Genomic DNA, 26790 nt, shown 5'->3' with positions numbered 1-26790 from the left:
GCACAACACGCCCAGCCCGGAGCGAGCATTCTGCGCAGAACCGCCGAGACCACCGGGCACCCGCTGGGCAATCTGTACAGCAATCGATCAAGCGGCGGCGGCGGTGCGCCACCGTACCCAGCGTGTCACCGGATCACGCCGCCGGCGCGGGTTCGGCCAGGCCGGCCCCGACCGGTACCCCGTCGATCCACACCCGCGCCACATCGTGCGAGGTGGCCAGCGTGAACACCTTCGCGAGGGCGTCGTCGGGCCCGTTCGCGTGACGCAGGCCGATGTCCAACGGCGTACCCGGGGCGGGTTGCACCCAGATCGCGTCGAAGCAGCGGCCCACGCCCAGATCACCGACCTGCTCGCGCAGGCCGAGCGCCTGCGCGCCGGCCGCGGTGGCCAGGTGCAGCAGGTGGGCCGGGCCCAGCGGCACGCCCTCCTCGCCGCGCACCCGCTGCAGCAGGTACGCCTGCAGCCCCTCCTTGAACAGCGAGAATCCGGTACCGGCGCCCACGTCGCAGCCCAGCGCCACCCCTACCCCGTGGGCGAGATGGCGGTCCAGCGGGAACAGGCCGCTGCCCAGCGCCGCGTTGCTGGTCGGGCAGTGCGCCACGCTGGCCCGGGCCCGGCCCAGCCGCTGCAGTTCCGCGTCGGTGGGGTGCACGTTGTGGGCGAAGACGCTGCGCCGGCCCACCAGCCCATGCCGGTCGTAGCAGTCGAGATAGGTGCCTCCGCCGAACAGTTGCCGGACCGTGCTGACCTCGGCGACGTTCTCGTTGAGGTGCGACGTGAACCAGCTGCCGGGCACGTCGCGGTGCAACTGCCCGCACGATTCGAGCAGGTCGTCCGTGGCGGACAGCGCGAAGCGCGGGGTCACCGCGTACCGGCTGCGTCCGGTGCCGTGCCAGCGGTCCGCGAGCGCCCGCCCTTCGTCGTAGCCGCGCTGCGCACTCGTGTGCAACTCCGGGCGCAGCATCCGGTCGGCCACGATCAGCCCGCTGGTGATGCGCAGGCCGTGCCGGGCGGCGGCGGTGAACAGCTCGTCCACCGCGGGCGCGAAATGGGAACCGAAGACCAGCGCCGTGGTGGTGCCCGCGGCGATCAGGGACGTGACGAACTCGGCGGCGACCGCGCGGGCGTACGTCACGTCGGCCAGCCGGGCCTCCTCCGGCAACGCGCACCGCTCCAGCCATTCCAGCAGCGGCATGCCGAGCGCGCCGATGACGCGTACCTGGGGGAAATGCACATGCGTGTCGACCATGCCGGGCAGCAGCAGGCCGCCGTCGAGTGCGACCACATGCACGGACCGGTGCCGAGCGTGCAGGTGGGCGAAGGAACCCCGCTCGACGATGCGCCCCTGGTCGACGAGGATCCCGGCGTCGGCGTCGTGGCGCAGCCCGCCCCCGCGGAACGGGTCGTCGGGGGTGTCCAGGACCTGCGCGCGATACAGGATCATCCGTCGGCGTCCGCGGGCGCGGCGAGCGGGGCAGGCGTGCCGGTGTGCGGCCGTTCCCCGCGTTCGATGGTGCGCAGCAGGTCGGCGGCGACGCTGACCGCGATCGTGGCGGGTTCCTTGCCGCGGATGCCGGGAACGCCGATCGGTGTGGTGATCCGTTGGATCGCCGCGGCGTCGTGGCCGTGCGCGGCGAGATGGGTGCGGAACCGGGCCCATTTGGCGGACGAGCCGATGAGGCCGACCGAGCCGAAGTCGCCGCCGCGCAGCACCGCGTCGCACAGTGCGAGGTCCTCGGCGTGGTCGTGCGTCATGATCAGGATGTGGGTGCCGGCGGGCAGCTCGCCCAGCACGATCTCGGGCAGCACGGCGAGCCGGTGCACATGGATGCGGGCGACCGCGTCGGCGAGCACCGCCAGCCGCACGTCGGTGACCTGCTCCGCTCGGGTGTCGACCAGATGCAGGTCGAGGTCGTGACGGGCCAGGATGCGGGCCAGTTCCAGGCCCACGTGGCCGACCCCGAACACGGCCACCGCCGGGGTCACGGGCAACGGCTCCAGCAGGACGGTGACGGTTCCGCCGCAGCATTGCACCCCGTGCTGGTAGGGCGCCTTGTCCGACAGCGCGACGGTGAACAACTCGGGAGTGACCGCTGCGGCCGCCAGCTGCGCGCGGGCCTTGTCGACGGCCACCGCCTCCAGGTTGCCGCCGCCGATCGACCCCCACGTACGGGCGGCGCCGACCACGAGTTTCGCGCCGGCCGCGCGGGGCGCGTGCCCGCGGACGGTCACCACGGTGACCAGCACGCCGGGCTCACGGGTCGCACGCAAGTGCGCCACCGCAGCGACCCATCCGCCCTCAGCCATGGCGCACCTCGTCGGGCCGCCCGGACTCCGGACGCACGTTCTGCATCCGCGCGACACCGTCCACTCGCGCCCCGTTGACTCGGCCGTCGGCGAGCGTGGCTCCGGCGGGTCCGCCACCGAACGTGGCGGACGGCGTCCCCGGACGGCCCGCGTTGCGGGCCTGCTCGACCGCCCAGTACACCGCCTCCGGTGTGGCCGGCGAGGCGAGGTCGACGCTGATTCCCGCGGGCCCGAACGCCGCCGCGGCCTGGCGCAGCGCCTCGCGGACCGAGAACGCGAGCATGAGCGGCGGCTCACCGACCGCCTTGGAGCCGTACACCGCGCCGTCCTCTGCGGCGTCGGTCAGCAGCGTGACGTGGAAGACCTCGGGCATGTCGGAGAAGCTGGGCAGCTTGTACGTGCTGGCCCCCTGCGTACTCAGCCGGCCGCGCGCCGGACCCCCGGTGTCCCAGCGCAGGTCCTCCAGGGTGAGCCAGCCCGCGCCCTGCACGAAGCCGCCCTCGATCTGGCCGACGTCGATCAGCGGGGACAGGCTGTCGCCGACGTCGTGCACGATGTCGACCCGCCGGGTCCGGTACGCGCCGGTGAAGCCGTCCACCTCGACCTCGGCGGCGGCCACCCCGTACGCGAAGTATTTGAACGGCGAGCCTTGCATCACCGAGGCGTCCCAGTGCAGGCCCTCCGTGCGGTAGAAGCCCGCAGCGAACAGCTGCACCCGCTGGAAGTACGCGGCGCGGACCAGTTCGTCCCAGGCGATGCCGTCGGCCGCGCCGATGCGGCGGGCGACGCCGTCGACGATGCGTACGTCGGCCGCGTCGGCGCCGAGCACGGTGCCCGCGACCGCGGTGAGCCGGTCCCGGATCTGGGCGCAGGCGTTCTTGACCGCACCGCCGTTGAGGTCGGCGCCGGAGCTGGCCGCGGTGGCCGACGTGTTGGGCACCTTGTCGGTACGCGTCGGCGCCAGCCGCACCCGGGCCAGCGGAACACCCAACGTGGTCGCCGCGACCTGCAGCATCTTCGTGTGCAGGCCCTGTCCCATCTCCGTGCCGCCGTGGTTGACCAGGACGGAACCGTCCTTGTACACGTGCACCAGCGCCCCGGCCTGGTTGAACGCGGTGAAGTTGAACGAGATGCCGAACTTCACCGGGGTGAGCGCCAGAGCGCGTTTGGTGTGCGGGTGGGCTTCGTTGAACGCGGCGATCCGCTGCTGCCGGGCCGCGACGTCACCGGTGTCGAGCACCTGCTGCCACAGCCGGTGCAGGCGTTGCGGGTGGCGCACCGGCTGCCCGTACGGTGTGCTCTGGCCTTCCTGGTAGAAGTTGCGGCGGCGCAGCTCGGCCGCGTCGACGCCGAGCAGTGGCGCGCACCGGCCGAGGATGTCCTCGATGACCAGCATGCCCTGCGGGCCGCCGAAACCCCGGAACGCCGTGTTGGACGTCTTGTGGGTCCGCGCGATCCGCCCGTCGAGCCGCACGTGCGGCAGCCAGTACGCGTTGTCGACGTGACACAACGCGCGGGCCAGCACCGGCTCGGACAGATCCAGGCTCCAGCCGCCGTCCGCGGTCAACGTCGCCGCCAACGCCGCCAGCCGCCCGTCGGTGTCGAAACCGACCCGCCAGTCGACGTGGAAACCGTGCCGCTTGCCGGTCATCGTCAGGTCCTGGGTACGGGTCAGCCGGACCAGCACCGGACGCCCGGTCAGCGTCGCACCCAGCGCGGCGACCGCGGCGAACCCGTGCGGCTGCATCTCCTTGCCGCCGAAACCGCCACCCATGCGCAGGCACTGCACGGTCACCTCGTGGCTGGACCGGCCCAGCACGTGCGCGACGATCTCCTGTGTCTCCGACGGATGCTGGGTGCTGCTCTGCACGAAGATCTGACCGGACTCGTCGACGTGCGCGAGCGCGCACTGCGTCTCCAGGTAGAAATGCTCCTGCCCGGCGAACTCCAGTACACCGCTGAACACGTGTGCGGCAGCGGCCAGCGCGGCCTCGACGTCGCCGCGCGCAACCCGCGGGGTGGCACCCTGGAAACTGCCCGCGGCGATCGCCTCGGCGAGCGTCACCACCGACGGCAACGGTTCCACATCGACCTCGACGGCGGCGGCCCCGAGCCGGGCCGCCTCCGGCGTCCCGGCGAGCACCCAGCACACGGCGTGCCCGTGAAACATCACCTCGTCCGGGAACAACGGCTCGTCGTGCTTGACCCCGCCATCGTTGACGCCCGGAACGTCGGCGCCGGTGAGCACCCGGACCACGCCGGGCACGGCCAGCGCGGGCGTGACCCGCAACGCGGTGACCCGGGCGTGGGCGTGCGGCACCTGCACCGGGTGGGCGTACAGCACGTCCTTGGTGCGGCCCGCCAGATCCTCGGTGTACAAGGCGGCACCGGTGACGTGCAGGACGGCGCTCTCGTGCGGGATCGCGAGCCCGACCACGGGATTCTCCGGCCGCTGCGCCAGCGCACTCATGAGGCATCACCATTCTCGGCGTACAGCTTTCGCAGGCTCTGCTCGAGCATGGCGGCCCGGTACGCGGCGCTGGCCCGGTGATCGTCGAGCGGGGTGCCTTCGCCGCGCAGCACCTGCGCGGCCGCGTCGACCGTCGCCGCGGACCACGGCTCGCCCTCCAGGGCGTCCTCGGTGGCGCGGGCCCGGACCGGCGTGGCCGCGACACCGCCCAGCCCGATCCGCGCCCGGACCACGGTGCCGTCCACGACATCCAGCGCGAAGCCGACCGCCACGCTGGAGATGTCGTCGAACCGCCGCTTCGCGATCTTGTGGAACGCGGTGAGGCCGGCCGGTGGCTGCGGGATCCGCACCGCCCGGATCAGCTCGCCCGGTTGCCGGACACTTCGCCGGTATCCGGTGAAGTAGTCGGACAACGCCACCCCTCGTTCACCGTCCGCGCCGGCCAGCAGCACGACGGCGTCCAGAGCCAGCAGCGCCGGCGCGCAGTCACCGATGGGCGACCCGGTGCCCAGGTTGCCGCCGATGGTGGCACTGTTACGGATGAGCCGCGACGCGAACTGCGGGAACATCTGGGCCAGCAGCGGCACCCGGCCGGCCAGGCGGCGTTCGATCTCCGTCAGCGTCAGCGCGGCCCCGATCTCGACGTGGCCGGGGCCGACGGTGAGCCCGCGCAGCTCCGGCAACCGGTCGATCGCGACGGCCAGCGCGGCCCGCGCGCCCCGCAGGTTGACCTCCACGCCCCAGTCCGTGGCGCCCGCCACCACGGTCGCCTCGGGGTGATCACGTAGCAGGGCGAGCGCGTCGGTCAAGGTCGCCGGGCGGGTAAACGCGCCGTCGCCGTGCCGTACCCGCGTCGGCCGCGACGGCGGAGCGGACGCTTCCTGGCGGGCGGCGAGCGGGTCGCCGTCGGGTACGGGACCGAGCGCGTACGCGGCGTCGCGGATCGGCCGGTACCCCGTGCACCGGCACAGGTTGCCGCTGAGCGCGTGCAGGTCGAACCCGTTCGGCCCGTGCTCGGCATCCGGGGTGCCCGCCGCCCGGCCGGGCCGGTAGAACTCGGCAGCCATGCTGCACACGAAACCGGGCGTGCAGTACCCGCACTGCGAACCGCCGCGCACCGCCATCTCGTGCTGCACCGGGTGCAGGCGGCCCGGGTCGCCCAGCCCCTCGGCCGTGACGATCTCCTGCCCGTCGAGCCCGGCCGCGGGCAGCAGGCATGCGTTGATCGCGACCCATTCGGTCGGGGTGTCCACCCCGGCGCGGGCCACGAGTACGGAGCAGGCGCCGCACTCCCCCTCGCCGCAGCCTTCCTTGCACCCGGTCAGCCCCTGCCCGCGCAGCCACTGCAACGCGGTGGTGTGCACAGGCGTGTCACCGAGCGGAAGATCCCGCCCGTTGACCCGGATTCCGGCATCGACCATGCCCAGCTCCCGTCCGCCGTCCTCTGCCCGGGCCACACTGGGCCGGCACATGGTTGGGGGATGACGCTGGGGGCGGTTGGTTATCCATGCGAACAACACGCCCGAGCCGTGGCGCCACTGTACCGCTGCTGGGCCGTACCGGGAAGGTCGTTCGACCAGCGGAAACGCGGGCGTGGCCACCGGCGGCCGGCGGCCGGGGGGTGCTCCCGGATCGCCCGGAAGCACCCCCACCCGGCCACGACGCGGTCTACGGCACGACCGCGTACGCCTGCTGGACGGTCTGCTGGATGCGATTGCCCGCGGTGTCCCACGCCTCGGTCCGCAGCCACACGGTGCCGGGCACCGCGGGGTCCCGTACGTCGGCCAGGAAGTGCCCGTGTGCGGCCGTGACCGGCGCGGGCCGCCACGTCTTTCCCTGATCGGCGGAGACGGACATGGTGAGTCCGGCGACGCGGCCGGCGCCGGCGGCGCCGGCGGGCGCGGCCACGGTCACGCTGATCCGGTGCACCTGCCCGGCCTCGGCGGTGTCGGTGAGGCTCAGTCCGAGGTCGTAGCGCAGTTGCAGCAGCGGCTGCCGCGCGCACTGCCCCAGATCCGGCCCGCAGCCGGTGGCGGTGGGCCGCCGGCTGGTGAAGGTCCACACGTTGTCCACCCGCGGCGACATCCGCCGCACGGCCTGGCTCGGCGAATACCACGGGTTGGTCGGCGGCAGGATGAACGTGCCCTCCATCCGATACTGTCCCGGGTCGGGCGGCAGCTCGAAGTACGGCGTGTTCAGTCCCGGATACGGCCGGCCGGGAATCTCCTTGCCGTCCCGGAACAGCTTGTACGTGAACGGGTACACGGTTCCCCAGTCGATGTCGGCGACGTGGCCGAAGGAACCGTCGTTCAGGTACGGGGAGGCGAGCAGGCGGTCCGGGCCCCAGCGGAAGAACCCGGCGCCGTCTCCCGAGTCGGGTGCCGCCATGGATGTCGGCCCGGCCAGCCAGTCCTCCCGAGGGCCGCGCCACGCGGCGAAGTCCACCTGGCTGAACATGTTGTGGGCGCCGTCCTCGATGGCCGCGGCGCGGCGCCAGAAGGCCCTGGGGTTCGCGGGCCCGACGTAGTCGTCGATCTCCGCGGGTGCCCGCAGATAGATGTACGGGTTGACCGCGGCGCCCGCGGAGTCGGTGCGGAACGCCAGCCACCACTGGGACAGCCCGAGGCCTGCCACGTCGGCGTGGTAGCGGCTGTGCACCTTCGTCAGCGCGCCGGTTCCGACGTGGTGGGTGAGGTCGGCGTCGATGCCGTTGCCCTTGCCGAAGTGCAGGTGGTACATGGCCGCCGGGTTCGGCTTCACCCGCATCTGCAGGGTGGCCGGCGCGGTGCGCAGCCGTTCCCCGTCGGCGTTGCCCACCGACAGCTGCGCAATCCCCTTCGGGTCGGTGGGAACGTGCCCGGCGAACTGCGCGATCGGCAGCGCGCCGGGCGCGTCCAGGTACGGCAGCACGGCCACCGCGCCCGCCGCGGCGCCGTTGGTGGTGGCGGTCGCCGCGGCCTGCGCCGCCGCCCAGTACCGGTCCCATTCGGCGCCGGTCGTCGGGCTCGGCAGCTTGACCAGTGCCGCCTTGCCGGCGACGCCCGCCTTGGCGAAGTCCTCGGGGGTGCCGGCCCCGGCGAACACCAGCGGCAGGTCACGGTCGCCGGCCAGCTTCGCCGTGACCTGGTACGGGTCGAACTGTGCGGGCAGGTCCCGGCCGCCCGCGCGCAGGTGCACGGCCCGCTGCCCCAGTGTGAACGACTGCTGAGCGGTGATCGACCCCTGCACGGCCGGCGCGGTGGGTGTGGCGTACAGCTCGATGTTCTGGTCACCGCGGCTGGGGAAGTCCAGCGTGACCGAATAGGACGGTGCGACGTTGACCGTGACGCCGACCTGGTGGTCGTACTCCCACGTCGGCTCCGGCACCTGCGCGCGGGAGCGCACCGCGGTACGTGCGTCGAGGGTGACCGAGGCGCCGCTGCCGCCGGCCGTGACGTTGCTCGCCGCCACGGCCGCCCAGCGCCGCCGGTCCGGCCGGATGTCGGAGTGCTGGGAGAGCACCGCGTACGTGCCGTCGGGCACCGTGGCCACCCAGACATCACCCTGCCGATGCGCCCAGAAGAACACCTCGGCCGGGTCGAACGGGTCGTTGGGGTCGGCACTGACCTCGTCCCGGACGACCGTCACCACGTCGTTGTCCGCGATGGTCTCGCCGTCGAAGCCGAGCCGCTTGATGGTCATGGTGACGTGCGGCTTCGGCGGGTGCGGGACGTACCAGCTCACCGGCGTCCGCACGGTGACGCCGCCGGGGCCGGTGGCGGTGAGGGTGCCGCCGTAGACGCCCGGGTCGCCGAGCCTCGGGTCGACGGTGAGGTCGAGCGCGGCCGCGCCGCCGGCCGGTACGGTCACCGCGGGGTGCGACAGCGTGACCTGGCCGGCGGCCGGAGCGCCGCCGCTCCACGACGTCACCGACACCTGCGCGGTCAGTGTCACGGCCGCGCCGGTGGCGTTCGTGTACGTGACCGCGCGCGTCGCCGGTGCCGTCGTACGGTCGAGTACGCCGAAGCTCGCCGCGGCGGACCCGGCCACCTTCTGCGTCACCGCGCGGGCCACGTCGAGGCGCCCGGCGCCCTGCTCGTTCCAGGCCCGCGCGTCGTCCTTGGCGGCGGACACGAGCGCATCCTTGAGCTGGTCCGCGCCCGCGGTGGGCCGGGCCTGCGCCAGCAGCGCGACCGCGCCGGTGACATGCGGGGTGGCCATCGAGGTGCCCGACAGCGGCACGTAGTGCGGGTCGCCGGGGATGTCGGGGAAGGTTCCCTTGGCCCGCGCCGCGGTGATGGTCACGCCCGGGGCCACGATCTCCGGTTTCACCATGGCATCGCCGAGCCGCGGTCCGTGGTTGGAGAACGCCGCCAGGTGGTCCTTCTTGTCCACCGCTCCCACGGTCAGCGCCGCCGCTGCCGCGCCGGGCGCGGACACGCACGGCGCGCAGCCCGCGTTGCCGGCCGCGACGACGAACAGCGTGCCGGTCGTCGTGGTCAGCGAATCGATGAGCCGGCTCAGGTCGTCGCTGCCGTCGCTGGGGTCGCCGCCCAGGCTCAGGTTCACGACCTTCGCCTTGCCGGCCACCCATTCGAGGCCGGCCATGATGGCCGACTCCGGGCACGAGCCGGTGCCGTCGCACACCTTGCCGACCAGCAGTTTCGCGCCCGGGGCGACCCCTTTGTACCGCCCGCCGGACGCGGCGCCGGTGCCGGCGATCGTGGAGGCCACATGGGTGCCGTGCCCGAACGTGTCGTTGCTGTCCTCGCCGTCGATGAAACTTCTGGCCTCGATGATTCGCCCGGCGAAGTCAGGGTGCGTCGCGTCGATCCCGGTGTCCAGCACACCCACCGTGATGCCCGTACCGTCGAAGCCGGCGTGCCACACCGCCGGGGCCCCGATCATCGGCACACTCTCGTCCAGCGTCACCCGCAACCTGCGGTCCAGCGACAGCCGGGTGATCGCCCCACCCAGTTCCGGGGCGGCGGCGCGCCAGAACTCGGCCACGCGGGCCCGCGGGATCCGTACCCCGGTCAGGCCGGCGGCCCGGACGCGGGCCGTGACCCGGGCCGCGGGCAGGACCGCGGCACCGGCCGGGCCCTTGACGAGAAGATCCACTTCCTTGTCCGGGGTACGGCTGCGCAGCGCCACATTGAACAGTTCCGGGTCCAGGGTGCCGGCCGTGACCGCGGCCTGCGCATCGGAGGGAATCACGTAGTAGCCGGTGCGGTCGCCGCGCGCGATGAACGTCGGCGCGGTGCGGCCGGGACGCGGCGCGGCGTCGATGGTGACGGTCGGCGAGGCACCGGGTCGGGCCGTATAGGTGACGACGTCGCCGGTGACCAGGGTGACCCGGCGGCCCGGATCACGTGATGGGGCAAGGTTTTCCGGGCCCGGCGAAGCCGGGGCGGCACCGGCCGGGCGCGCCGGCCCGGCCAGTGCGACCGCCAGCACCGCCACCGCGAGGGCGGACAGCAGCGGGTTACGGGACATCACGGTCCTCCGCAGATTGATTGATCTACATGTCTGCCCGGCCGGGTTGGTTGATGATGCTGTCCTGTTACCTGCCGTTTACGGAAGGATTCACCGCGGCGGAAACCGCTCCTGGCCACTTTCCGCCACGATTGCCGGGGCGAGATCACGCCGGGTGGGGGGCAGAATCAGCGCATGCTCGACGCCCTCGATCTCGACCCGGTCGAACAGGCCGTCTACGAGTTGCTCGTCGACGGCCCGCCGCAGGCGGCGGCGGATCTCGTCGCGTCCCTGTCCGTCGATGCCGACGTGCTGCGCCGAACCACCGAGTCGATGGTCGCCAAGCGCCTGATCACCCGGGTTCCGGGCCGCCCGTCCCGGTACGCCGCGGTGTCACCGGCGTTCGCGTTCGAGCAACTGTTCACCGCTCAGGAGCGGGCGCTGACCCAGGCCCGCGAGTACGTCGAACAGCTCCTGGCCCGCTTCCACCAGGCCGCGGGCGGCCGCGATCCCGCCGAACTGGTCGAGATCGTCACCGGGCGTCCCCTGATCCGGCAGCGCTGGGTCCAGTTGCAGCGCAGTGCGCGGGAACAACTGCGGGTGGTGGACAAGCCCCCGTATGCGCTGCCCGCGCGGGACAACGTCGCCACGGAATCGGAGATGCTGGCCAAGGGCGTACGCTGCCGTGCCCTGTACGACTCGGCCGGCCTGCTCGAACACCACGACCTGCGCACCGACGTGGAGGCGTGCATCGGGCTCGGCGAGGAGGCGCGGGTCATGAACAACGCGCCCACCAAACTGGGCCTCATCGACGACCAGGCCGCGATCCTCCCCCTGGAACCGGCCCCGGCGCAGCTGGAAAGCATGGTCATCGTCCACCCGTCCGGTCTGCTCGAAGCGCTCGGCGCCCTCTTCGAGCACCTGTGGCGCCAGGCCCTCCCGCTGCGCCTGAGCAGCCCCGGCGAACAGACCCACCGCGCCGACCAGCCCACACCGGACGAACTCCGCCTGCTCAGCCTGCTCGCCAGCGGCGCCACCGACGAGGCGATTGCCGCACAACTCGGGCTCGCCCACCGCACCTACCAACGCCGTCTGCGCGCCCTGCTGGACCGCCTCGGCGCCAACACGCGGTTCCAGGCCGGCATGCACGCCACGCTGCGCGGCTGGCTCACCCCGCCGGCCCTGCCGTGAATCCGGGCGCGGCCCCGGCGCCGCCGCCCGGCTTCCAGACCGGCGGCGACGGTGGTCCGGATCAGAGCCAGCCGTTGGCGCGGGCGCTGCGCGACGCCTCGATCCGGTTGCGGGTGCCGGTCTTGCCGATCGCGGCCGACAGATAGTTGCGGACGGTGCTTTCGGACAGGTGCAGCCGGGCGGCGATGTCAGCGACCGTGGCACCGTCCACGGCCGCGGCGAGCACATGCCGTTCGCGGTCGGTCAGCGGGTTCGGGCCCGCGGACAGGGCCGCCGCCGCCAACGCCGGATCGATCACCCGCTCACCGGACAGCACCCGCCGGACGGCCACCGCCAGATCTTCCACCGGCCCGTCCTTGACCATGAAGCCGGCGGCGCCGGCCTCCATCGCCCGCCGCAGGTAGCCGGGCCGGCCGAACGTGGTCAGGATCAGCACCCGGCACGTCGGCACCTGATCCCGCAGTGCGGCCGCGGTGTCCAGCCCGTTGCCGTCCGGCATCTCGATGTCGAGCAGCGCCACATCCGGTACGACCCGCCGGGCAGACGCCACCGCGTCGGCTCCGGTCCCGACCTCGGCCACCACCTCGATGTCGGGTTCGAGATTCAACAGCAGGGCCAGTGCCCCGCGCATCATGCCCTGGTCCTCGGCGAGCAACAGCCGGATCATGGCAGTCACCGTCCTGCTCGCGTCGCCGGGATCTGCGCGGTGAGCTGAATACCGCCACCGGGAGCCGGGGCGATGTTCAGTGTCCCGCCCGCCCGGACCAGCCGTTCGCGCAGACCGCGCAGGCCGTTGCCCGGCTGGGGCCGGCCGCCCACACCGTCGTCGCGGACGGTGAGCAGCGAGCCTGCCGCATCGGTGCTGATCTCGATGTCGCACCGCGACGCACGGCTGTGCCGGAGCACGTTGGTCACCCCTTCCCGTACCACCCAGCCGAACGCGTCGGCGGCTTCCACGCCCAGCGGGTGGCCACTCTCCCGCACGGTGACGGCGATGCCGACATCCGCCAGGGCGGTACGGGCGCCGGCTAGCTCGTGGCCCAGGCCGCGGTCCCGATAGCCGGTCACCGCCTCGCGCACCTCGGCGAGCGCGGTGCGGCCGATGCGTTCGATGTCGGCGGCCTCCGCCGCGGCCCGGGCCGCATCCGCCGGGGCCAGGCGGCGTACGACCTCGGCCTTGACCACGACCAGCGACAACGTGTGCCCGAGCAGGTCGTGCAGATCCCGGGCGAACCGGAGCCGTTCCTGCTCCACCGCCGTGCGCGCCAGCTCCCGCTGGGTACGGCGCAGCTCCTCCACCAGATGCGCCATCCGGGTGAACGCCACGGTCATCGCGCCCGCCAGCATTGTGATCAACGCCGGCTGCGCGATGTCGTCGCCGGGGAGCCGGTGCGCCACGCCGATCACGACCACGGCCGCGGTGGCGCCGCCGACCCAGCCGAACCCCCAGCCGCCGCGGGTCTGTCCCATCGCCCCGGCGGTCGCGACGTACATCAGCAGGATCAGCCAGCCCTCCGGACCGCCCGCGTACGCTGCGGCCTGCGCCACGCCGAGCACGGCGAGAAACACGAGCCCGGCGTGGCGCATCACGGGTCGCACCGCCGGCCCGGCCACGGCGACCGCCACCAGCACGAGGTAGAGCGCCGCGAACACGACCAGCCCGGCCGCTGCCGCCCATGCCGGCTGCACCTGGCCGCGGGCGATCGCCGTGGCGGGCGGCACCAGCAGCCAGAACCAGAGTGTCTGCGCGGCCACCAGTAGGAAGCCGCGGCGCTTCGCGCTCGGTGTCGCGGCGGGGCTGACATCGGACATGGCGGATACCGTATCGACCGTCAGCCGCGGGCGGTCGATCGCCGGTACGCCAGCACGGCGAAGGCCGTGAACGCCACGGTCCACGCGGCGAGCACACCGAGCCCGGCGAACGTGGGAGCGAGTCCCGCCGCCGACCGCCACCCGAGCTCGGCGAGCCGGTACGTGGGCAGGGCGTGAGCGAGGTCGCCCAGCCACGCCGGGAAGTAGGCCACCGGCACGAGCAGGCCACCGAGCACCGCCAGCCCCAGGAAGGCGACGAACGTGACAGGCTGCGCGAGCTGCGGAGTGAGCCCGTACCCGATAGCCAGCCCGAGCAGCGCGAACGGCAACGTGCCGGCCCACATCAGGATCAGCATGGCGGCCCACCGGCCGGCCCCCAGCTCGACGTGGTGCTGGATCCGCCCTGCGATGCCCACCGCGGCCACGGCCGGCACCGCGCTCAGCATGCTGACCACGGCCTTCGCCACCACCGCGTGCCGGCTGGGCAGTGGGGTGACGCGGAGCTGCCGCAGCCAGCCGGCCGTGCGTTCCTGGGCGACGGAGGCGCCGACGATGAGAACGCCCGCGACCGCACCGTACCCGGCCAGGCCGACCATCAACGCCGCGGCGTCGCCCAGGCCCGCGAACCGATCGCCGTCCGCGCCCATCGACGAGAAGAGCGCGTAGGTCAGCACCGGGCCCAGGACGGTGAACAGCGCCAGCCGCGGGTCCCGGATCAGCCGTCGCAGTTCGAACCTCAGATATGCGCGCATCAGTGCTCCGTTCCGGTGGTGGTGAGGGCGACGAACGCGGCTTCCAGCTGCGCCGCGGTGACGTCCGACGAGCGGGCGTCGCCCCGGGTGGCGGCCAGGGCGCGGATCTGCTCGGGAGCGGCGTCGGCCACCACCCGGCCCCCGGCGAGCACGACGATCCGGTCGGCGAACTGGTCCGCCTCGGTCAGGTGATGGGTGCTGAACACGACGGTGCCGCCGTCGGCCGCGTACCGGTCCATGGCATCCCAGAACGCCTGCCGGGCGGCCACGTCCATGGCTGTCGTGGGTTCGTCGAGGACCAGCAGGTCGGGGCCACCGGCCAGCGCGAACGCGAACCGGGCGCGCTGGAGTTCGCCGCCGGACAGCCGGTCCAGCCGACGGGTGGCCCGGTCGGTCAGCCCGGCCGTCGCGAGGATCCGGTCGGTGGCCAGCGGACGCGGGTAGAGCGCCCGGGCCAGTTCGATCACCTCGCGGACGGTGGCGTTCGACACGAATCCGCCGTCCTGAAGCATCGCCCCGACCCGGCCCGCCCGGACGGCCCGGGTGGGTGGCTCACCGAACAGCGCCGCGGTGCCGGCATCCGGTGTCGCGAGGCCGAGCATGACCGAGATCGCAGTGGTTTTGCCCGCGCCGTTGGGCCCGAGCAGCGCGACCGTGCTACCCCGGGTGATCGTCAGGTCGACGCCGGCGAGCGCGCGGACCGCGCCGAACTGCCGGACGACTCCCGTGAGGCGTACCACTGTGTCATTCATGACCATGACGCTATGCACCCGCGAACGGCGGCGGCAGAGCCGCCGATACGCGTACCGCCAGGACAAATGTCCCGGGCGGCCGGGTGCAGACCGAAAGCCCACCCAAAGCGTCGTCCCTATCGTTCGGGCGGCCCGCCTCGGCGGGCACCTGATCCGCAACGAAAATGGACGGCACACATGGACTCCAGGGTTTTGGAAACCCAACGGTGGCTGAACAAGGAGTACGGCTCCGTCACCGGCTTCACCACGGTGACCGAGGACGGCATCACCGGTTGGGACACCATGCACGCGCTCACCCGCGCGCTGCAGTACGAGCTGGGCATCAGCCCGCTGTCGGACACGTTCGGCAAGCAGACGCTTGCCGCGGTCACCGGCATCTCGAACGACATCGAAGGCTACTGGACCACCAACCGGATCAAGATCGCCCAGTGTGCGTTCTACTGCAAGGGCTATGACCCGGGCGGCATCGACGGCACGTGGGGCGTCGATGCCAAGTACGCGCTGAACAAGTTCATGGCCGACGCCGGGCTGCCCGCCCCCGCGACCAACACGTTCCCGCCGAAGGTTCTCAAGGCGCTGCTCACCATGGACCCGTTCGTCGTGGTGGCCGGCGGCACCCCGGCGATCCGCCAGGTCCAGCAGTGGCTCAACAGCCGGTACACCGCCCGACGCGACTTCTTCCTCGTACCGTGCGACGGCATCTTCTCCCGTGACGTGCAGAAGGCGCTGTACCTGGCGATCCAGTTCGAGCTCGGAATGACCGACGACCAGGCCACCGGTACGTTCGGTCCCGGCACGAAGGCCGGCCTGAAGTCGCATCCGGTCAGCGGTGGCTCGTCCGGGCCGTTCGTCGGCATCTTCACCGCCGCGATGGTGTTCAACCGCATCCGGCAGGGCGCCTCCGTGTTCGAGGGGTTCGCCGACAGCTTCGGCGGTGACGCCGTGACGGCGCTGCGCACGTTCCAGAAGTTCTCGGCGCTGCCCGAGACCGGCACCGGGGACTTCACGACGTGGTGCCAGTTGCTGGTGTCGACCGGCGATCCCGACCGTCCGGCCACCGCGTGCGACGGCGTCACCGCGATCACGGACGCCCGCGCCGCGGCCCTGCGCTCCGCCGGCTACGAGATCGTCGGCCGTTACCTCGACAACAAGCCGGGCAGCTCGCTGAACAAGAAGATTCAACCCGGCGAGCTGGACGTGATCTTCCGGAACCAGCTGCGGGTCTTCCCGATCTCCCAGTACAACGGCGGGGAGGCGGCGTACTTCACGTACAACCAGGGCTATCAGGACGCCCGCGCGGCGCACGCCGCCGCCCTCGGGCACGGGTTCGATGCGGGCACGGTCATCTACTTCGCGGTCGACTTCGACGCCACGCAGAAGGACGTCGACGACGCGGTCATCCCGTACTTCATCGGGGTGTCTGCGGGTCTGGCCGTCGAGGGCAAACGATACATCCACGGGGTTTACGGGTCCCGCAACGTCTGCGCCGACGTCACCGCCCGCACCAACGCCCGCTGGTCGTTCGTCTCCGGCATGTCCACCGCGTACTCCGGCAACATGGGCTACACGCTGCCGGACAACTGGGCGTTCAACCAGGTCCAGACGCTGTCCGTGGGCGCGGGCGGCGGCAAGATCGAGATCGACAAGGACGCGTACCGGCCGGGCACCGACCCGGGCGTGATCTCGGTCGGCGGCACGGTCACCGGCATCGACCTGTTCATGAAGAACATCCAGAATGTCTACGAGCTGGCCAAGGGACACGGCACCCGCAACCCGAGCCAGCTCGTGCTCGAATGGCTGCGCTACGAACGGTACGACACCACCATGTGGCGCAAGCTGATCGGCGACCTCGACCACACGTTCATCGACAAGCTCCGGTCTCGCGGGCTCACCCCTCCCCCGCGCGAATTCCAGGACCCCGGCACCGGAATCACGGTGAGCGTCGCCCACTTCGCCGCCTCGTGCAACGGCGTCCTGCTGGCCGGCGCGCCCGTGGACTGGACCCTGTTCAACGAGGGTGACGTCGCCGGGTGGGGCGGCGACTGGATGACCTTCTACGGCGAGTGGCGACGCGACAGCAGCAGCTTCTCGTCCGGTCTCACGTACTGCCGGGAGAAGCTGGCGAAGACGAGCGCGTTCGGCACGTTCAAGCTGCGTGACCTCGTGGAGGACGCGGACGCGTTCAACGTGGGCATGCAGCTGCGCGGCGGCGCGAACATCGTCGACGAGCTCGACAAGCTGCTGCGCCAGGGCGGGCACCGGCGCCGGTTCCGGTCGTTCCTCGGCGGTCGGTTCCTCAATGCCGCGAACGCCAGGAAGGCCGCCCGGACCGTGCTGATGCCCGGGCCCACGCCGCTCGTCGACAACGGCCGGGTGTACCTCATCCAGATGACCGGGGGCATCCCCACGCTGATGCCGTCGATGCTGCCGGTCGACAAGCTGGACGAGTTCTGCCAGGGCTTCGCCGACACCCTGCAGATGCTGGCCGACGACGAGGCCAAGGGGGATCCGAAGTGACCGGCTCCGCGCACCCGACCACAACGAAGGATTCCGCGATGAGTGACCGTGCCGTCCTGTCCCGCCGTCAGGTGCTCGCCGGGGTGGGCGGCGTCGCCGCCGGGCTGGCGTTCGGCGTACCCGCCGCGGCCCGGACCGGGCAGGTCACCGACGACGGGTGGCCCGCGGTCGGCGCGGCCCGCATCACGCAGCACCGCATCGAGGGAAGTGACGCGGTCGTCGCGCTGCTTCCCGGCCCCACGGCCGCGGTGCTGCTGCACGTGGCCCGGCGCTTCCACTACGAGGTGGACGCGCTGGCGGCCGGCGAAGCCACCGGCTATCGCGGCGCGGGCGACCGCCACCACCGGTCCGGTACCGCGCTGGAGCTGCGCCCGGGCAGCTATCCGGCCGGTGCCGCCGGCAACCTCTACCCGCAGCAGCTCGCCATGGTGCGCGACATCCTCGCGGAGTGCGACGGGGTGGTGCGCTGGGGCGGCGACGATCCGGCGCGGCCGATGGAGGGGCACTTCCGCATCGACGTTCCGCCGGGCGACGCCCGCCTCCATCAGCTCGTGGCGCGCCTGGAGCAATGGGCGGACGAACCGGATCAGGGGGCCGGTGTCGCGGTCGACCCGGCCGCCCCGGACCGGCGCCAGGCGTCGATCACCCTGCAGCGGCGGCAGGCGGGCCCGCGCTGACGCACCGGGTGCGGCGTCCGTCCCGGCACGTACCGGGACGGACGCCGCGACGGAGCCGCCCGGGTCGTGATGGCCGGAGAACACCTTATGGTGGGGAACAGGCATCATCGCCGCCATCGGGAGTTCCGCGAGCGAAGGGACCGACACGTGTTCTTCGACCTGGGCGTACGCGACTTTCTGGATCGCGCCGAACTGGTGTATGCCGATCGCGTCGCGGTCGTGGACGAGCCCGACCAGCCCGCGCCGTCGTGGGGATCGCTGACCTACCGGGACGTCGCCAGGCTGGCCCGAGCCCAGGCTGCCGGTCTCGACGCGCTGGGCGTACCGGTCGGCGGGCGTGTCGCGATCGTGTCCCACAACGCCGCCCGCCTGCTGGTGTCGTTCTTCGGGGTCTCCGGCTGGGGCCGCGTCCTGGTACCGGTCAACTTCCGGCTGTCGGCCACCGAGGTCAAATACATCGTGGAGCACTCCGGCGCCGAGGTACTTCTCGTCGACCCCGAGCTGAGGCACCTGTGCGACACGGTCACCGCCAAGCACGTCTTCATCCTCGGCGAGGACGACGAGATCTTCGCCGGTACGGCCGACCCGGCTCCGTGGGCGGGCGACGAGGCCGCCACCGCGACGCTGAACTACACCTCCGGCACGACTGCCCGCCCCAAGGGTGTCCAGCTGACCCACCGCAACCTGTGGATCAATGCCGTCACGTTCGGCCTGCACATCACGCTGTCCGACCATGACGTGTTGCTGCACACCCTGCCGATGTTCCACGCCAACGGCTGGGGCATGCCGTACGCGTTGACCGGCCTCGGCGGTCGGCACATCGTGCTGCGCAAGGTCGACGGCGCCGAGATCCTGCGGCGCATCGAGCAGCACGGCGTCACCATCCTGTGCGCCGCGCCCGCGGTCGTCACCGCCGTGCTGGACGCGGCCGTCGCGTGGGACGGGGAGATCCCCGGCCGGGACCGGGTTCGCATCGTGGTGGCCGGCGCCCCGCCGCCCACCCGAGTCATCGAGCGCGTCCGTGCGGAGCTGGGCTGGGAGTTCCTCCAGATCTACGGTCTGACCGAGACCGCACCGGTGCTGACCGTCAACCGCATGCGCGCGGAGTGGACGGACCTCGACCCGCACGAGCAGGCCCGCCTCCTCGGCCGGGCCGGCGCGCCCGCGCTCGGCACCCGGATCGCCATCGACTCCGACGGCCAGGTGCTGGCGCAGTCCAACACCAACCTCGAGGGATATTGGGACAACCCCGAGGAGACCGACCGGGCCCAGGCCGGGAACTGGTTCCACACCGGTGACGGCGGCACGCTCACCGACGGGTACCTCACGATCTCCGACCGGAAGAAGGACGTCATCATCACCGGCGGGGAGAACGTGTCCTCGATCGAGGTCGAGGACACGCTCATCTCCCACCCGGCGGTCCGGGAGGCCGCCGTGATCGGCATCCCCGACGACACGTGGGGCGAGGCGGTCACGGCCCTGGTGGTCACCGACGGCACTCCGCTCACGGCCCAGGACGTCATCGCGCACTGCCGGGCGAGCCTCGCCGGCTTCAAGTGCCCGAAGCGGGTGGAGTTCCTCGACGCGCTGCCCCGCACGGCCACCGGGAAGATCCAGAAGTTCAAGCTCCGCGAGCCGTACTGGGCCGACCGGGAACGCAAGGTCAACTGACTACTGGGCGGCCCGATCCCCCGACCGGCATGTCGCGGCAATCTTCCTGAGCTGGGCTAACGAGGCAGTGGGGGCAGCGCCGGGCGGTCCAGCCATGCGGTGAACAGGCCGTCCAGGGACTCGCGGGCGAACCGCTGGGCGTGCTCGCGGAACTGCTCGGTGGTCACCGTGGCGTGCCGATGCTCGGCGATCCAGGACCGCAGGAGGGCGAAGAACGCCTCGTCGCCGATCGTCTTGCGCACCGCGTGCAACGCGAGCGCGCCGCGCTTGTAGACCAGCGGGTCGAACATCCGGTCGATGCCGGGATTCGCGACGATGACGTCCATCGGGCGCGCCGCGACGCGGGCATACCAGTGGGTCGCCAAGGCGTCCGTCGGCAGCTCACCGCACACACCGGACCACAACCACTCGGCGTACGTGGCGAAGCCCTCGTTGAGCCAGATGTGGCGCCAGTCCGCGACCGTCAGGCTGTTGCCGAACCACTGGTGGGCCAGTTCGTGCACGACGAGCCGCTCGTGGGTACGCCGCCCGTCGACGTGGTTGGTTCCGAAGACCGCCATGCCCTGCGCCTCGATCGGGTCGTCGAGTTCGTCGTCGGCCACCACGACGACGTACTCGCCGAACGGGTACGGCCCGAACAGCCGCTGCAGCGCCTCCATGATCTGGCCGTGCCGGCCGAAATCGTGGGCGAACGCGTCACGGATGGCGGGCGGGATCGCGGCGCGCTGCACGACCCCGCCCACGGCGAGGTCGACCAGCACGTACCGGCCGATCTGGACGCTCATGAGGTACGGGGCGGTGGGTTCGCGCCGCTCGTACACCCAGGTGGTGCTGCCCGCGTCCCGGCGCCGGGAGACGAGGTCACCGGTCACCAGGACGGCGTACAGCGACGAGGTCGTGAGCTCCACGCGGAAGCTGGCCTTGTCGCCGGGCCGGTCGTTGCACGGAAACCACGACGGTGCCCCGTTGGGCTGGCTGGCGACGAGTACGCCGTCGGTGAGTTCGTCCCATCCGATGTCGCCCCACCGGCCGGAGATGGGCATCGGATGGCCCGCGTACCGGATGTCGACCCGGAACATGTCTCCGACGCCGATCGGGCGTTCCGGCCGGATCTGCAACTTGTCCGGCCGATGGGCGTACCGCGCCGAACGTCCGTCGACCCGCACGTCCTGGATCCGGAAGCGACCGAGGTCGAGCGTGAACCGCGACAACGGCTGCAGCGCCATCGCGGTGATGCTCGCCTTACCGGAGAGGCGGTTGGGCGCGACCCGGTAGACCAGGTCGAGGTCGTAGTGCATGACCCGGTAGCCGCCGTTGCCGTGCTGCGGAAGGTACGAGTCGGTGGAACGCTCGGCGCCGGGCATGGCGCCGGACGCCATCGGCACCTTCGGGGTCATGCCCGGCGGGCGGCCGGTGCGGGCCAGGTCGCGATCGGGTTGCCGAGCCACCGGCTGTCCTCGGGCACGGCGTCGCCACGCGTCACCAGCGATCCGGGGCCGACGGTGGTCCGCGCGCCGATGCTCGCGCCGGGAAGAACGATGCCGTGCGGGCCGAGCGCGGCTCCCGCGCCCAGGGTCACCTGATCCATGCTCATGACACGATCATGAAACAGGTGGGTCTGTACCACGCAACCCCGATTTACGGTCGAACCGTCGCCGAGACGGACGAGGTCGTACTCGGGCAACCAGTAGGTTTCCAGCCACACGCCCCGGCCGATCTTGGCGCCGAGGGTCCGCAGCCACGCCGTGAGCAGCGGCGTTCCGGTCGCGAAGCGCACCAGCCAGGGCGCCGCGAGCACCTCGACGAACGTGTCGGCGAGCTCGCTGCGCCACACGAACGAGGTCCACAGCGCGCGCTCGGTGACCCGGAACCGCCCGACCAGCAGCCACTTCGCGGCGGTCGCGGTCGCGGCCGCGACGATCGTCGCGCCGAACATCACCGGCCCGGCGGCCAGCGCGGCCGCCCACGCACCGGCGAGCTGCCACACGTACGTGAGCGCGGCGAGCACGCCGACGGCGAGGGCGGCGGCACACATCACCGGGACGATCCGGCACAACTCGACCGCGGCCCGGGCCAGTTTCAGCCGTACCGGCGGGTCGAACGTGCGGCTGGTGTCGGCCGACTCGACCGTGCGCCGCAGCGGCATCGGCGGCGCGCCGAGCCAGGACGAGCCCTTCTTCGCCTTGCGCGGCGCGGACGACAACACCCCGACGAGGCCCCGCTTGGGCACCGACCGGCCGGGCGCCGCCATCCCGGAGTTGCCGAGGAACGCCTGCTTGCCGATGCGGGCCGGGGCGACCCGCAGCCACCCGTGGCTCAGCTCGTACGTGGCGACCATGGTGTCGTCGGCCAGGAACGCGCCGTCGTCGACCGTGGTCATCGCCGGGAGCGCGAGCACCGTGGACGCCTCCACGCCGCGCCCGACCTTCGCGCCGAGCAGCCGCAGCCACACCGGTGTGAACAGGCTCGCGTAGAGCGGGAACAGCCCGATCCGGGCCATCCCCATCAGCCGCTCGGTGGTCCAGACCTGCCACGCCACCCGCCCCTGAACGGGGTGGTACCCGGCGCCCACGCCGAGGCTGAGCGCCCGGACCGCGACGAGCACGAGAAGGGCGTAGCCGACGAGATACGTGACCGTGGCGACCGCGACGGCGGCCAGCACGGCACCCACGGTCGGCCGGAACGCGACCGTCCCGCCGAGCAGGGCCAGCGCCGGCAGCGCGGCCAGCACCGGCACCAGTCCCAGCAGCTGCGCGGTCAGCCCGTACGCGGCGATCCAGCAGCGCGACCGCAGCCGCGAGCGCCGGGGACGGGCCGCGGGCCACTCGCCCGGGTCCTTGGCGGCGGGTGCTGCCGGAGAGCCGGCCCAGCGCTGGTTCGCCGGTACGGCGCCGGCCACGGTCGAGCCGGCGGCGATCTGCGCGCCCTTGCCGATCCGGGTGCCGGGCATCAGCGTGCTGCGGGAGCCGACCCGGGCACCGGCGCCGACGCGTACCCGGCCGATGTGGACGACGTCGCCGTCGACCCAGTAGCCGGACAGGTCGACCTCCGGCTCGATCGCGGCGCCGCGGCCGAGCTTGAGCAGGCCCGTGACCGGGGGCGCGGAGTGCAGGTCGACGTCCACGCCGACCTGGGCGCCGAGCGCCCGGGCGTACGTGATCATCCAGGAGGCCCCGGCGACGCTGGTCGCCCCGGTCAGCTCGGCGATCCGTTCCGCGGCCCACAGCCGCAGGTGCACGCTGCCGCCACGCGGGTGGCTGCCCGGGCGTACGCCGCGCAGCAGCAGCCGCGCCGCGCCCGCCGCCAGGCCGATCCGGCCGAGCGGGCTGAACAGCACCGCCCAGCCCAGCGCCACCCACCACCAGGACACGGTCGGCGCCCACGGCGCGGGCGTGAGAACCGCGAGGATGTTGCCCAGCGCGGCCAGGACGGTCAGCCAGCGCAGCCCGACCAGCGCGAGCATCGGCAGCATCAGTACGCCCTGGACCACCCCCGCCCGGCGCGGCGTCGGCCGGACCTCGCGCCGGACCGCCGCCGTGGTGTCCAGCGCGGCGAGCACCGCCGCGAGCTGCGACAGCCTGGGGTGCCGGTAGATGTCGGCCACCGAGACCTGCGGGTGCCGCTGCCGGATCCACGCCACCAGTTGCGCCGCGCTGAGGCTGCCGCCACCGTGGTTGAAGAAGTCGGCATCGGCCTCGGTGGGCCGGACGCCGAGGATCTCCTCCCAGCCGCCCGCGAGCCATTCCTCGGTCGCGGTCAGCTCGCCCGCGGCGTCCTGCTCGGTCGGCAGCGGCCAGGGCAGCGCGGCGCGGTCCACCTTTCCGGACGTGCGGGTCGGCAGGGCGTCCACCACGGCCAGCAGCGGAACGAGTGCGGCGGGCAGTTGCTCACGAATCCGCAGCGTGGCGGCCGGGGCATCGAAGTCGGCGCCCTCGTGCGGCACGACGTACCCGACGAGGAGCTGGTTGCCCGCGGTGGTCCGCTGCACCGCGGCGGCCGCGCCGGCGACCCCCGGCAGCGCCTGCAACGCGGCGTCGACCTCGCCCAGCTCGATCCGGCGCCCGCCGAGTTTGACCTGCTCGTCGCCGCGGCCGACGAACAGCAGGCCTTCGGGCTCCGCCCGGACGATGTCCCCGCTGCGGTACGCCCGCTGCCAGCCCAGTGCGGGCAGCGCCGCGAACTTCTCGGCATCCTTGTGCGCATCGAGGTAGCGCGCGAGCCCCACCCCGCCGATGACCAGCTCGCCGGTGTCCCCCATCGAGACCGGCTCACCCGACTCGTCGACCACCGCGAGCTGCCACCCGGCGAGCGGAAGCCCGATGCGCACCGGTCCGTCCCCGGTCATCCGCGCGGCGCAGGCGACCACGGTCGCCTCGGTCGGGCCGTACGTGTTCCAGACCTCGCGCCCCTCGACGGCCAACCGCTCGGCGAGCTCCGGCGGGCAGGCCTCACCGCCGAAGATCAGCAGCCGGACGCCCTCCAGCGCGTCCGCCGGCCACAGCGCGGCGAGCGTCGGCACCGTGGACACCACGGAGATGCGCTGGCCGGCCAGCCAGGGACCCAGGTCGACGCCACTGCGGACCAGCGATCGCGCGGCCGGAACCAGGCAGGCGCCGTACCGCCACGCCAGCCACATCTCCTCACAGGACGCGTCGAACGCCACCGACAGTCCGGCCAGGACGCGGTCCCGCGGGCCGATCGCCTCGGCGTCCTCACCCGCGAGGAACAGCTGCGCCTCGGCGTCCACGAATGCGGCCGCGGAGCCGTGGCTGACCGCGACGCCCTTCGGCGTGCCGGTGGAGCCGGAGGTGAAGATGATCCAGGCGTCGTCAGCCGGACCTGGGCGGCCGGGCCGGCCGTCGGGGGCGCGGCGCAGCGACACGGACAGGCCGTCACACAGTACGGCGCAGACGTCCGCCTCGGCGAAGACGAGTGCGGCGCGTTCCTCGGGATCGTCCGCGTCGACGGGCACGTAGGCGGCACCGGCGGCGAGCACACCGAGGATCGCGAGGTACAGCTCGGCGGAACCGGAGGAGATTCGGACGCCGACCCGGTCCCCGACGCCGACGCCGTGCGCGGTGAGCGACGTGCGCACGGCGTCGATCCGGTCAGCCAGCTCCCGGTACGTCAGGACCGCGGCGCCGTCGTCGAGCGCGGCGGCATCGGGATGCGCGCGCACGGTCTCGTCGAGGATGTCGACCAGGGTGCGGCGCAGCGGCGTCGAGGAGGTGCGGAACACCGCCGGGCCCGGCGGCTCGAGCGCGATCGGGGGAAGGTCAACGAGCTGCAGATCAGTGGTCTGGGTCACAGGCCGTGCACCATCTTCACCTCACGGGTCAGCGTCAGCCAGGCGGTGCGGCATGCGGGCCGCCCGGGGCAGCGCTCAACACTACGTTGTGATAGCGCACCGTGTCGGTGAGGTGTCAGATTCGTGACCGTCACCACAGCGGGATCGCCTGGAAGGGTAGCAATGCCGCGTTCGCCATCAAAATCGGCGACGATCTGCTGTTGCTGAGGACTCCGTTCGCGCGCCGTGCACGTCAGGCGTTCGGCACGGTGTCGGTCTGGTTCGCGGCGTCGACGTAGGCGGTCACCTGATCGACCAACTGCTGCGCCGTCCGGCGGTGTTCGGCGTTGTCGACGAGCTCGTCGAGGTCGAGGACATTGACGAGGTCGGCCTCGCAGTTCAGCTGCGTGGTGATGCAGCTGTCCGGGTAGTCGTCGCCCCAGTAGTCTCCCGACGTCTCGACGCTCACGTGGATGCCGAAGGTCAGCGGCGTGATGTCGACGCCTCTGTCGAAAAGGTACTGGTAGGTCTGCCGCAGCGCGTTAAGGGCGTACTTGATCTGGTTGTCGAAGTTCTTGTGGGCCGAGTTCGCCGCCGACGTGAGCGCGGTGAGGTTCGTCGCGACGACCCCGCTGCCGCCGAGGTCGGCGTTGATCAGGTGTCCGGCGACGAACGCCTTCGCCGGGTAGGCGGCGCGGATGTCGTCGAGCGCCTGCGGGATCGACGTCCCGGCGGTCGCCGAACCGGACGTGGAATTGGCCGCGCCGGGCCCGAGCGTCACGGTGGATGCGCAGCCGCCCGCCGCCGCCGGGTTCGCGGCCTGGTACGCCGGAACCACGAAGTAGATCTTCGAAGCCATCGTCACCTCGAAGGGTGGCCGCCGAGCCCTGCGTCCCAGCCCGGCCGCGACCTCCGCCATGAACCGTTCTTCCATCGTCTGCGGTGCGCTCATCGTCGTCTCCTCGTGGCCGGGATTCGCTAAGCGTTCTCGTGGTGATGCAGCACGTGGGCAACAAGCTGCATGCGGCGCGCCTCGGGAATCTGCGCGAAGCTCGGGTTCGCGGCCATGACCTCGTCCAGGACAGCCTGAGTGTCCTCGTCGAGAACGTGGCCGGCACCGGCCGCCGCCTGGTCGCCGTCCGCAGCGCCCGACGCGCCCGCGCCGACGGGTACGGCGACGCCGTACTGCGCGAACAGCGCGACGCGCTGGTCGACGGACATCGGCTCGGCATGCTCGATGAAGCCCGTCGCCGGCGCCCCGAGACCTTGCGCGGCGCCGTGGTGGGCAAACCACTGCGCGAACGGCGCCCACCCTTCGTTCGTGCCGTTCCAGTACGGCAGGCTCGCGATGGCGAAGGCGTGCCACGCCGCCTCGTCGTAGCCGCCTGCGGCGCCGGTGGCGGCCGGCTCCCCCGCGGCCGCCACCTCACGGACCACCTCGGACGCCACCTGGTCCAGGTCGTCACCGCCGATCAGCCGTTCACGGTCGTCGTCCGGGAGGCCGTCGAGGCGCTCGAACAGCCGCCGCGTGACCGGGTGCCAGTCCGCGTCCGCGAGGCCCAGGTCCGCGAGCAGGCGGGCCCGGGTCTCGAGCCAGGTCGCGCCCGGCTCGGTGCGCCGGTGCTCCTTCATCGCATGCAGCGCCGGATGGAGCCAGGCCCACAACTCATCGACCATGTCCGCCATGGGGCTCCTCCGCCACTTCGACATTCAAGATCCTGGATATCGTCGAAGCTAGCAGTGACCGGCTCCGGACCGGTTGCCCCATGGGACAGACCAAAGGGCAGCGTTCCGTACGGCGCCGAGCGCGCATCCAATTCGGCCGATTCCCTCGATCCATAGTGCTGATCGTCACGGCCGCAACGGCCGGAGATGAGCAGCAGGTGACCGGCCCATGCCC

17 protein-coding genes are annotated in these 26790 nt (G+C 72.3%); 4 read left to right on the top strand and 13 right to left on the bottom strand.

All coding sequences use genetic code 11. The annotated features are described in order from the left end of the window. Positions 1–133: 133 nt before the first annotated feature. From ACMCNK_RS02610 to ACMCNK_RS02590, 5 genes are all read right to left on the bottom strand, one after another. Positions 134–1444: a guanine deaminase gene (locus tag ACMCNK_RS02610; RefSeq protein ID WP_412734762.1), complete on the bottom strand. Its 1311-nt coding sequence runs from the start codon at positions 1442–1444 to the stop codon at positions 134–136. Continuing rightward, on the bottom strand, positions 1441–2307 hold the full coding sequence (xdhC, locus tag ACMCNK_RS02605) for a xanthine dehydrogenase accessory protein XdhC (protein WP_412734761.1): 867 nt from the start codon (positions 2305–2307) through the stop codon (positions 1441–1443). Before xdhC ends, ACMCNK_RS02610 begins: the two co-directional genes overlap by 4 nt. Then, a complete protein-coding gene (gene xdhB / locus ACMCNK_RS02600) occupies positions 2300–4777 on the bottom strand; it encodes a xanthine dehydrogenase molybdopterin binding subunit (protein ID WP_412734760.1) in 2478 nt (825 codons plus the stop codon). The genes xdhC and xdhB overlap by 8 nt, the downstream gene beginning before the upstream one ends. Then, positions 4774–6198, bottom strand: a complete 1425-nt coding sequence (locus ACMCNK_RS02595; protein ID WP_412734759.1) for a xanthine dehydrogenase small subunit — start codon at positions 6196–6198, stop codon at positions 4774–4776. Before ACMCNK_RS02595 ends, xdhB begins: the two co-directional genes overlap by 4 nt. 247 nt (positions 6199–6445) lie before the next feature. Then, positions 6446–10252, bottom strand: coding sequence for a S8 family peptidase (locus ACMCNK_RS02590; RefSeq protein WP_412734758.1), 3807 nt, complete (start codon positions 10250–10252; stop codon positions 6446–6448). 174 nt (positions 10253–10426) lie between these two features. Between ACMCNK_RS02590 and ACMCNK_RS02585 the strand changes: the two genes are divergently transcribed. Continuing rightward, entirely contained in the window at positions 10427–11422 is a 996-nt protein-coding gene (locus ACMCNK_RS02585; protein ID WP_412734757.1) for a hypothetical protein, read from the top strand. 61 nt (positions 11423–11483) lie between these two features. Here the strand turns inward: ACMCNK_RS02585 and ACMCNK_RS02580 are convergent, their stop codons facing one another. Genes ACMCNK_RS02580 through ACMCNK_RS02565 form a run of 4 tightly spaced genes read right to left on the bottom strand, consistent with a single transcriptional unit; the run spans position 11484 to position 14738 of the window. Then, on the bottom strand, positions 11484–12089 hold the full coding sequence (locus ACMCNK_RS02580; protein ID WP_412734756.1) for a response regulator transcription factor: 606 nt from the start codon (positions 12087–12089) through the stop codon (positions 11484–11486). A 5-nt stretch (positions 12090–12094) separates the two neighbouring features. Then, the gene (locus tag ACMCNK_RS02575) at positions 12095–13234 is read right to left on the bottom strand and encodes a sensor histidine kinase (protein ID WP_412734755.1); all 1140 of its coding nucleotides are present in this window, start codon (positions 13232–13234) and stop codon (positions 12095–12097) included. 20 nt (positions 13235–13254) lie between these two features. Next, on the bottom strand, positions 13255–13986 hold the full coding sequence (locus ACMCNK_RS02570; RefSeq protein ID WP_412734754.1) for an ABC transporter permease: 732 nt from the start codon (positions 13984–13986) through the stop codon (positions 13255–13257). Beyond that, on the bottom strand, positions 13986–14738 hold the full coding sequence (locus tag ACMCNK_RS02565) for an ABC transporter ATP-binding protein (protein ID WP_412734753.1): 753 nt from the start codon (positions 14736–14738) through the stop codon (positions 13986–13988). The genes ACMCNK_RS02570 and ACMCNK_RS02565 overlap by 1 nt, the downstream gene beginning before the upstream one ends. Positions 14739–14915: 177 nt before the next feature. Here ACMCNK_RS02565 and ACMCNK_RS02560 point away from each other — a divergent pair, with 177 nt between their 5' ends. The 3 genes from ACMCNK_RS02560 to ACMCNK_RS02550 all read left to right on the top strand — a co-directional run bounded on the left by ACMCNK_RS02560 (position 14916) and on the right by ACMCNK_RS02550 (position 19603). Beyond that, complete coding sequence (locus ACMCNK_RS02560) at positions 14916–17255, top strand: glycoside hydrolase domain-containing protein (protein ID WP_412734752.1); 2340 nt, start codon at positions 14916–14918, stop codon at positions 17253–17255. Between the two features lie 38 nt (positions 17256–17293). After that, positions 17294–17932, top strand: coding sequence for a hypothetical protein (locus ACMCNK_RS02555; protein ID WP_412734751.1), 639 nt, complete (start codon positions 17294–17296; stop codon positions 17930–17932). Between the two features lie 147 nt (positions 17933–18079). After that, complete coding sequence (locus tag ACMCNK_RS02550) at positions 18080–19603, top strand: AMP-binding protein (protein WP_412734750.1); 1524 nt, start codon at positions 18080–18082, stop codon at positions 19601–19603. Positions 19604–19659: 56 nt separating this feature from the next. On the opposite strand, the gene ACMCNK_RS02545 is transcribed toward ACMCNK_RS02550, so the two are convergent. The 4 genes from ACMCNK_RS02545 to ACMCNK_RS02530 form a co-directional block, all read right to left on the bottom strand. Beyond that, positions 19660–21051: a M1 family metallopeptidase gene (locus ACMCNK_RS02545; RefSeq protein WP_412734749.1), complete on the bottom strand. Its 1392-nt coding sequence runs from the start codon at positions 21049–21051 to the stop codon at positions 19660–19662. Next, positions 20997–24911: a Pls/PosA family non-ribosomal peptide synthetase gene (locus ACMCNK_RS02540; protein WP_412734748.1), complete on the bottom strand. Its 3915-nt coding sequence runs from the start codon at positions 24909–24911 to the stop codon at positions 20997–20999. Before ACMCNK_RS02540 ends, ACMCNK_RS02545 begins: the two co-directional genes overlap by 55 nt. A 232-nt stretch (positions 24912–25143) precedes the next feature. Continuing rightward, positions 25144–25842, bottom strand: a complete 699-nt coding sequence (locus ACMCNK_RS02535) for a hypothetical protein (protein ID WP_412734747.1) — start codon at positions 25840–25842, stop codon at positions 25144–25146. Between the two features lie 26 nt (positions 25843–25868). Then, on the bottom strand, positions 25869–26576 hold the full coding sequence (locus ACMCNK_RS02530; RefSeq protein WP_412734746.1) for a hypothetical protein: 708 nt from the start codon (positions 26574–26576) through the stop codon (positions 25869–25871). Positions 26577–26790: the final 214 nt, after the last annotated feature.

Origin of the sequence: Krasilnikovia sp. MM14-A1259 (assembly GCF_047159535.1) — a bacterium.
Classification (GTDB): Bacteria; Actinomycetota; Actinomycetes; order Mycobacteriales; family Micromonosporaceae; genus Actinoplanes.
This window is presented reverse-complemented; position numbering and strand designations above follow the sequence as displayed.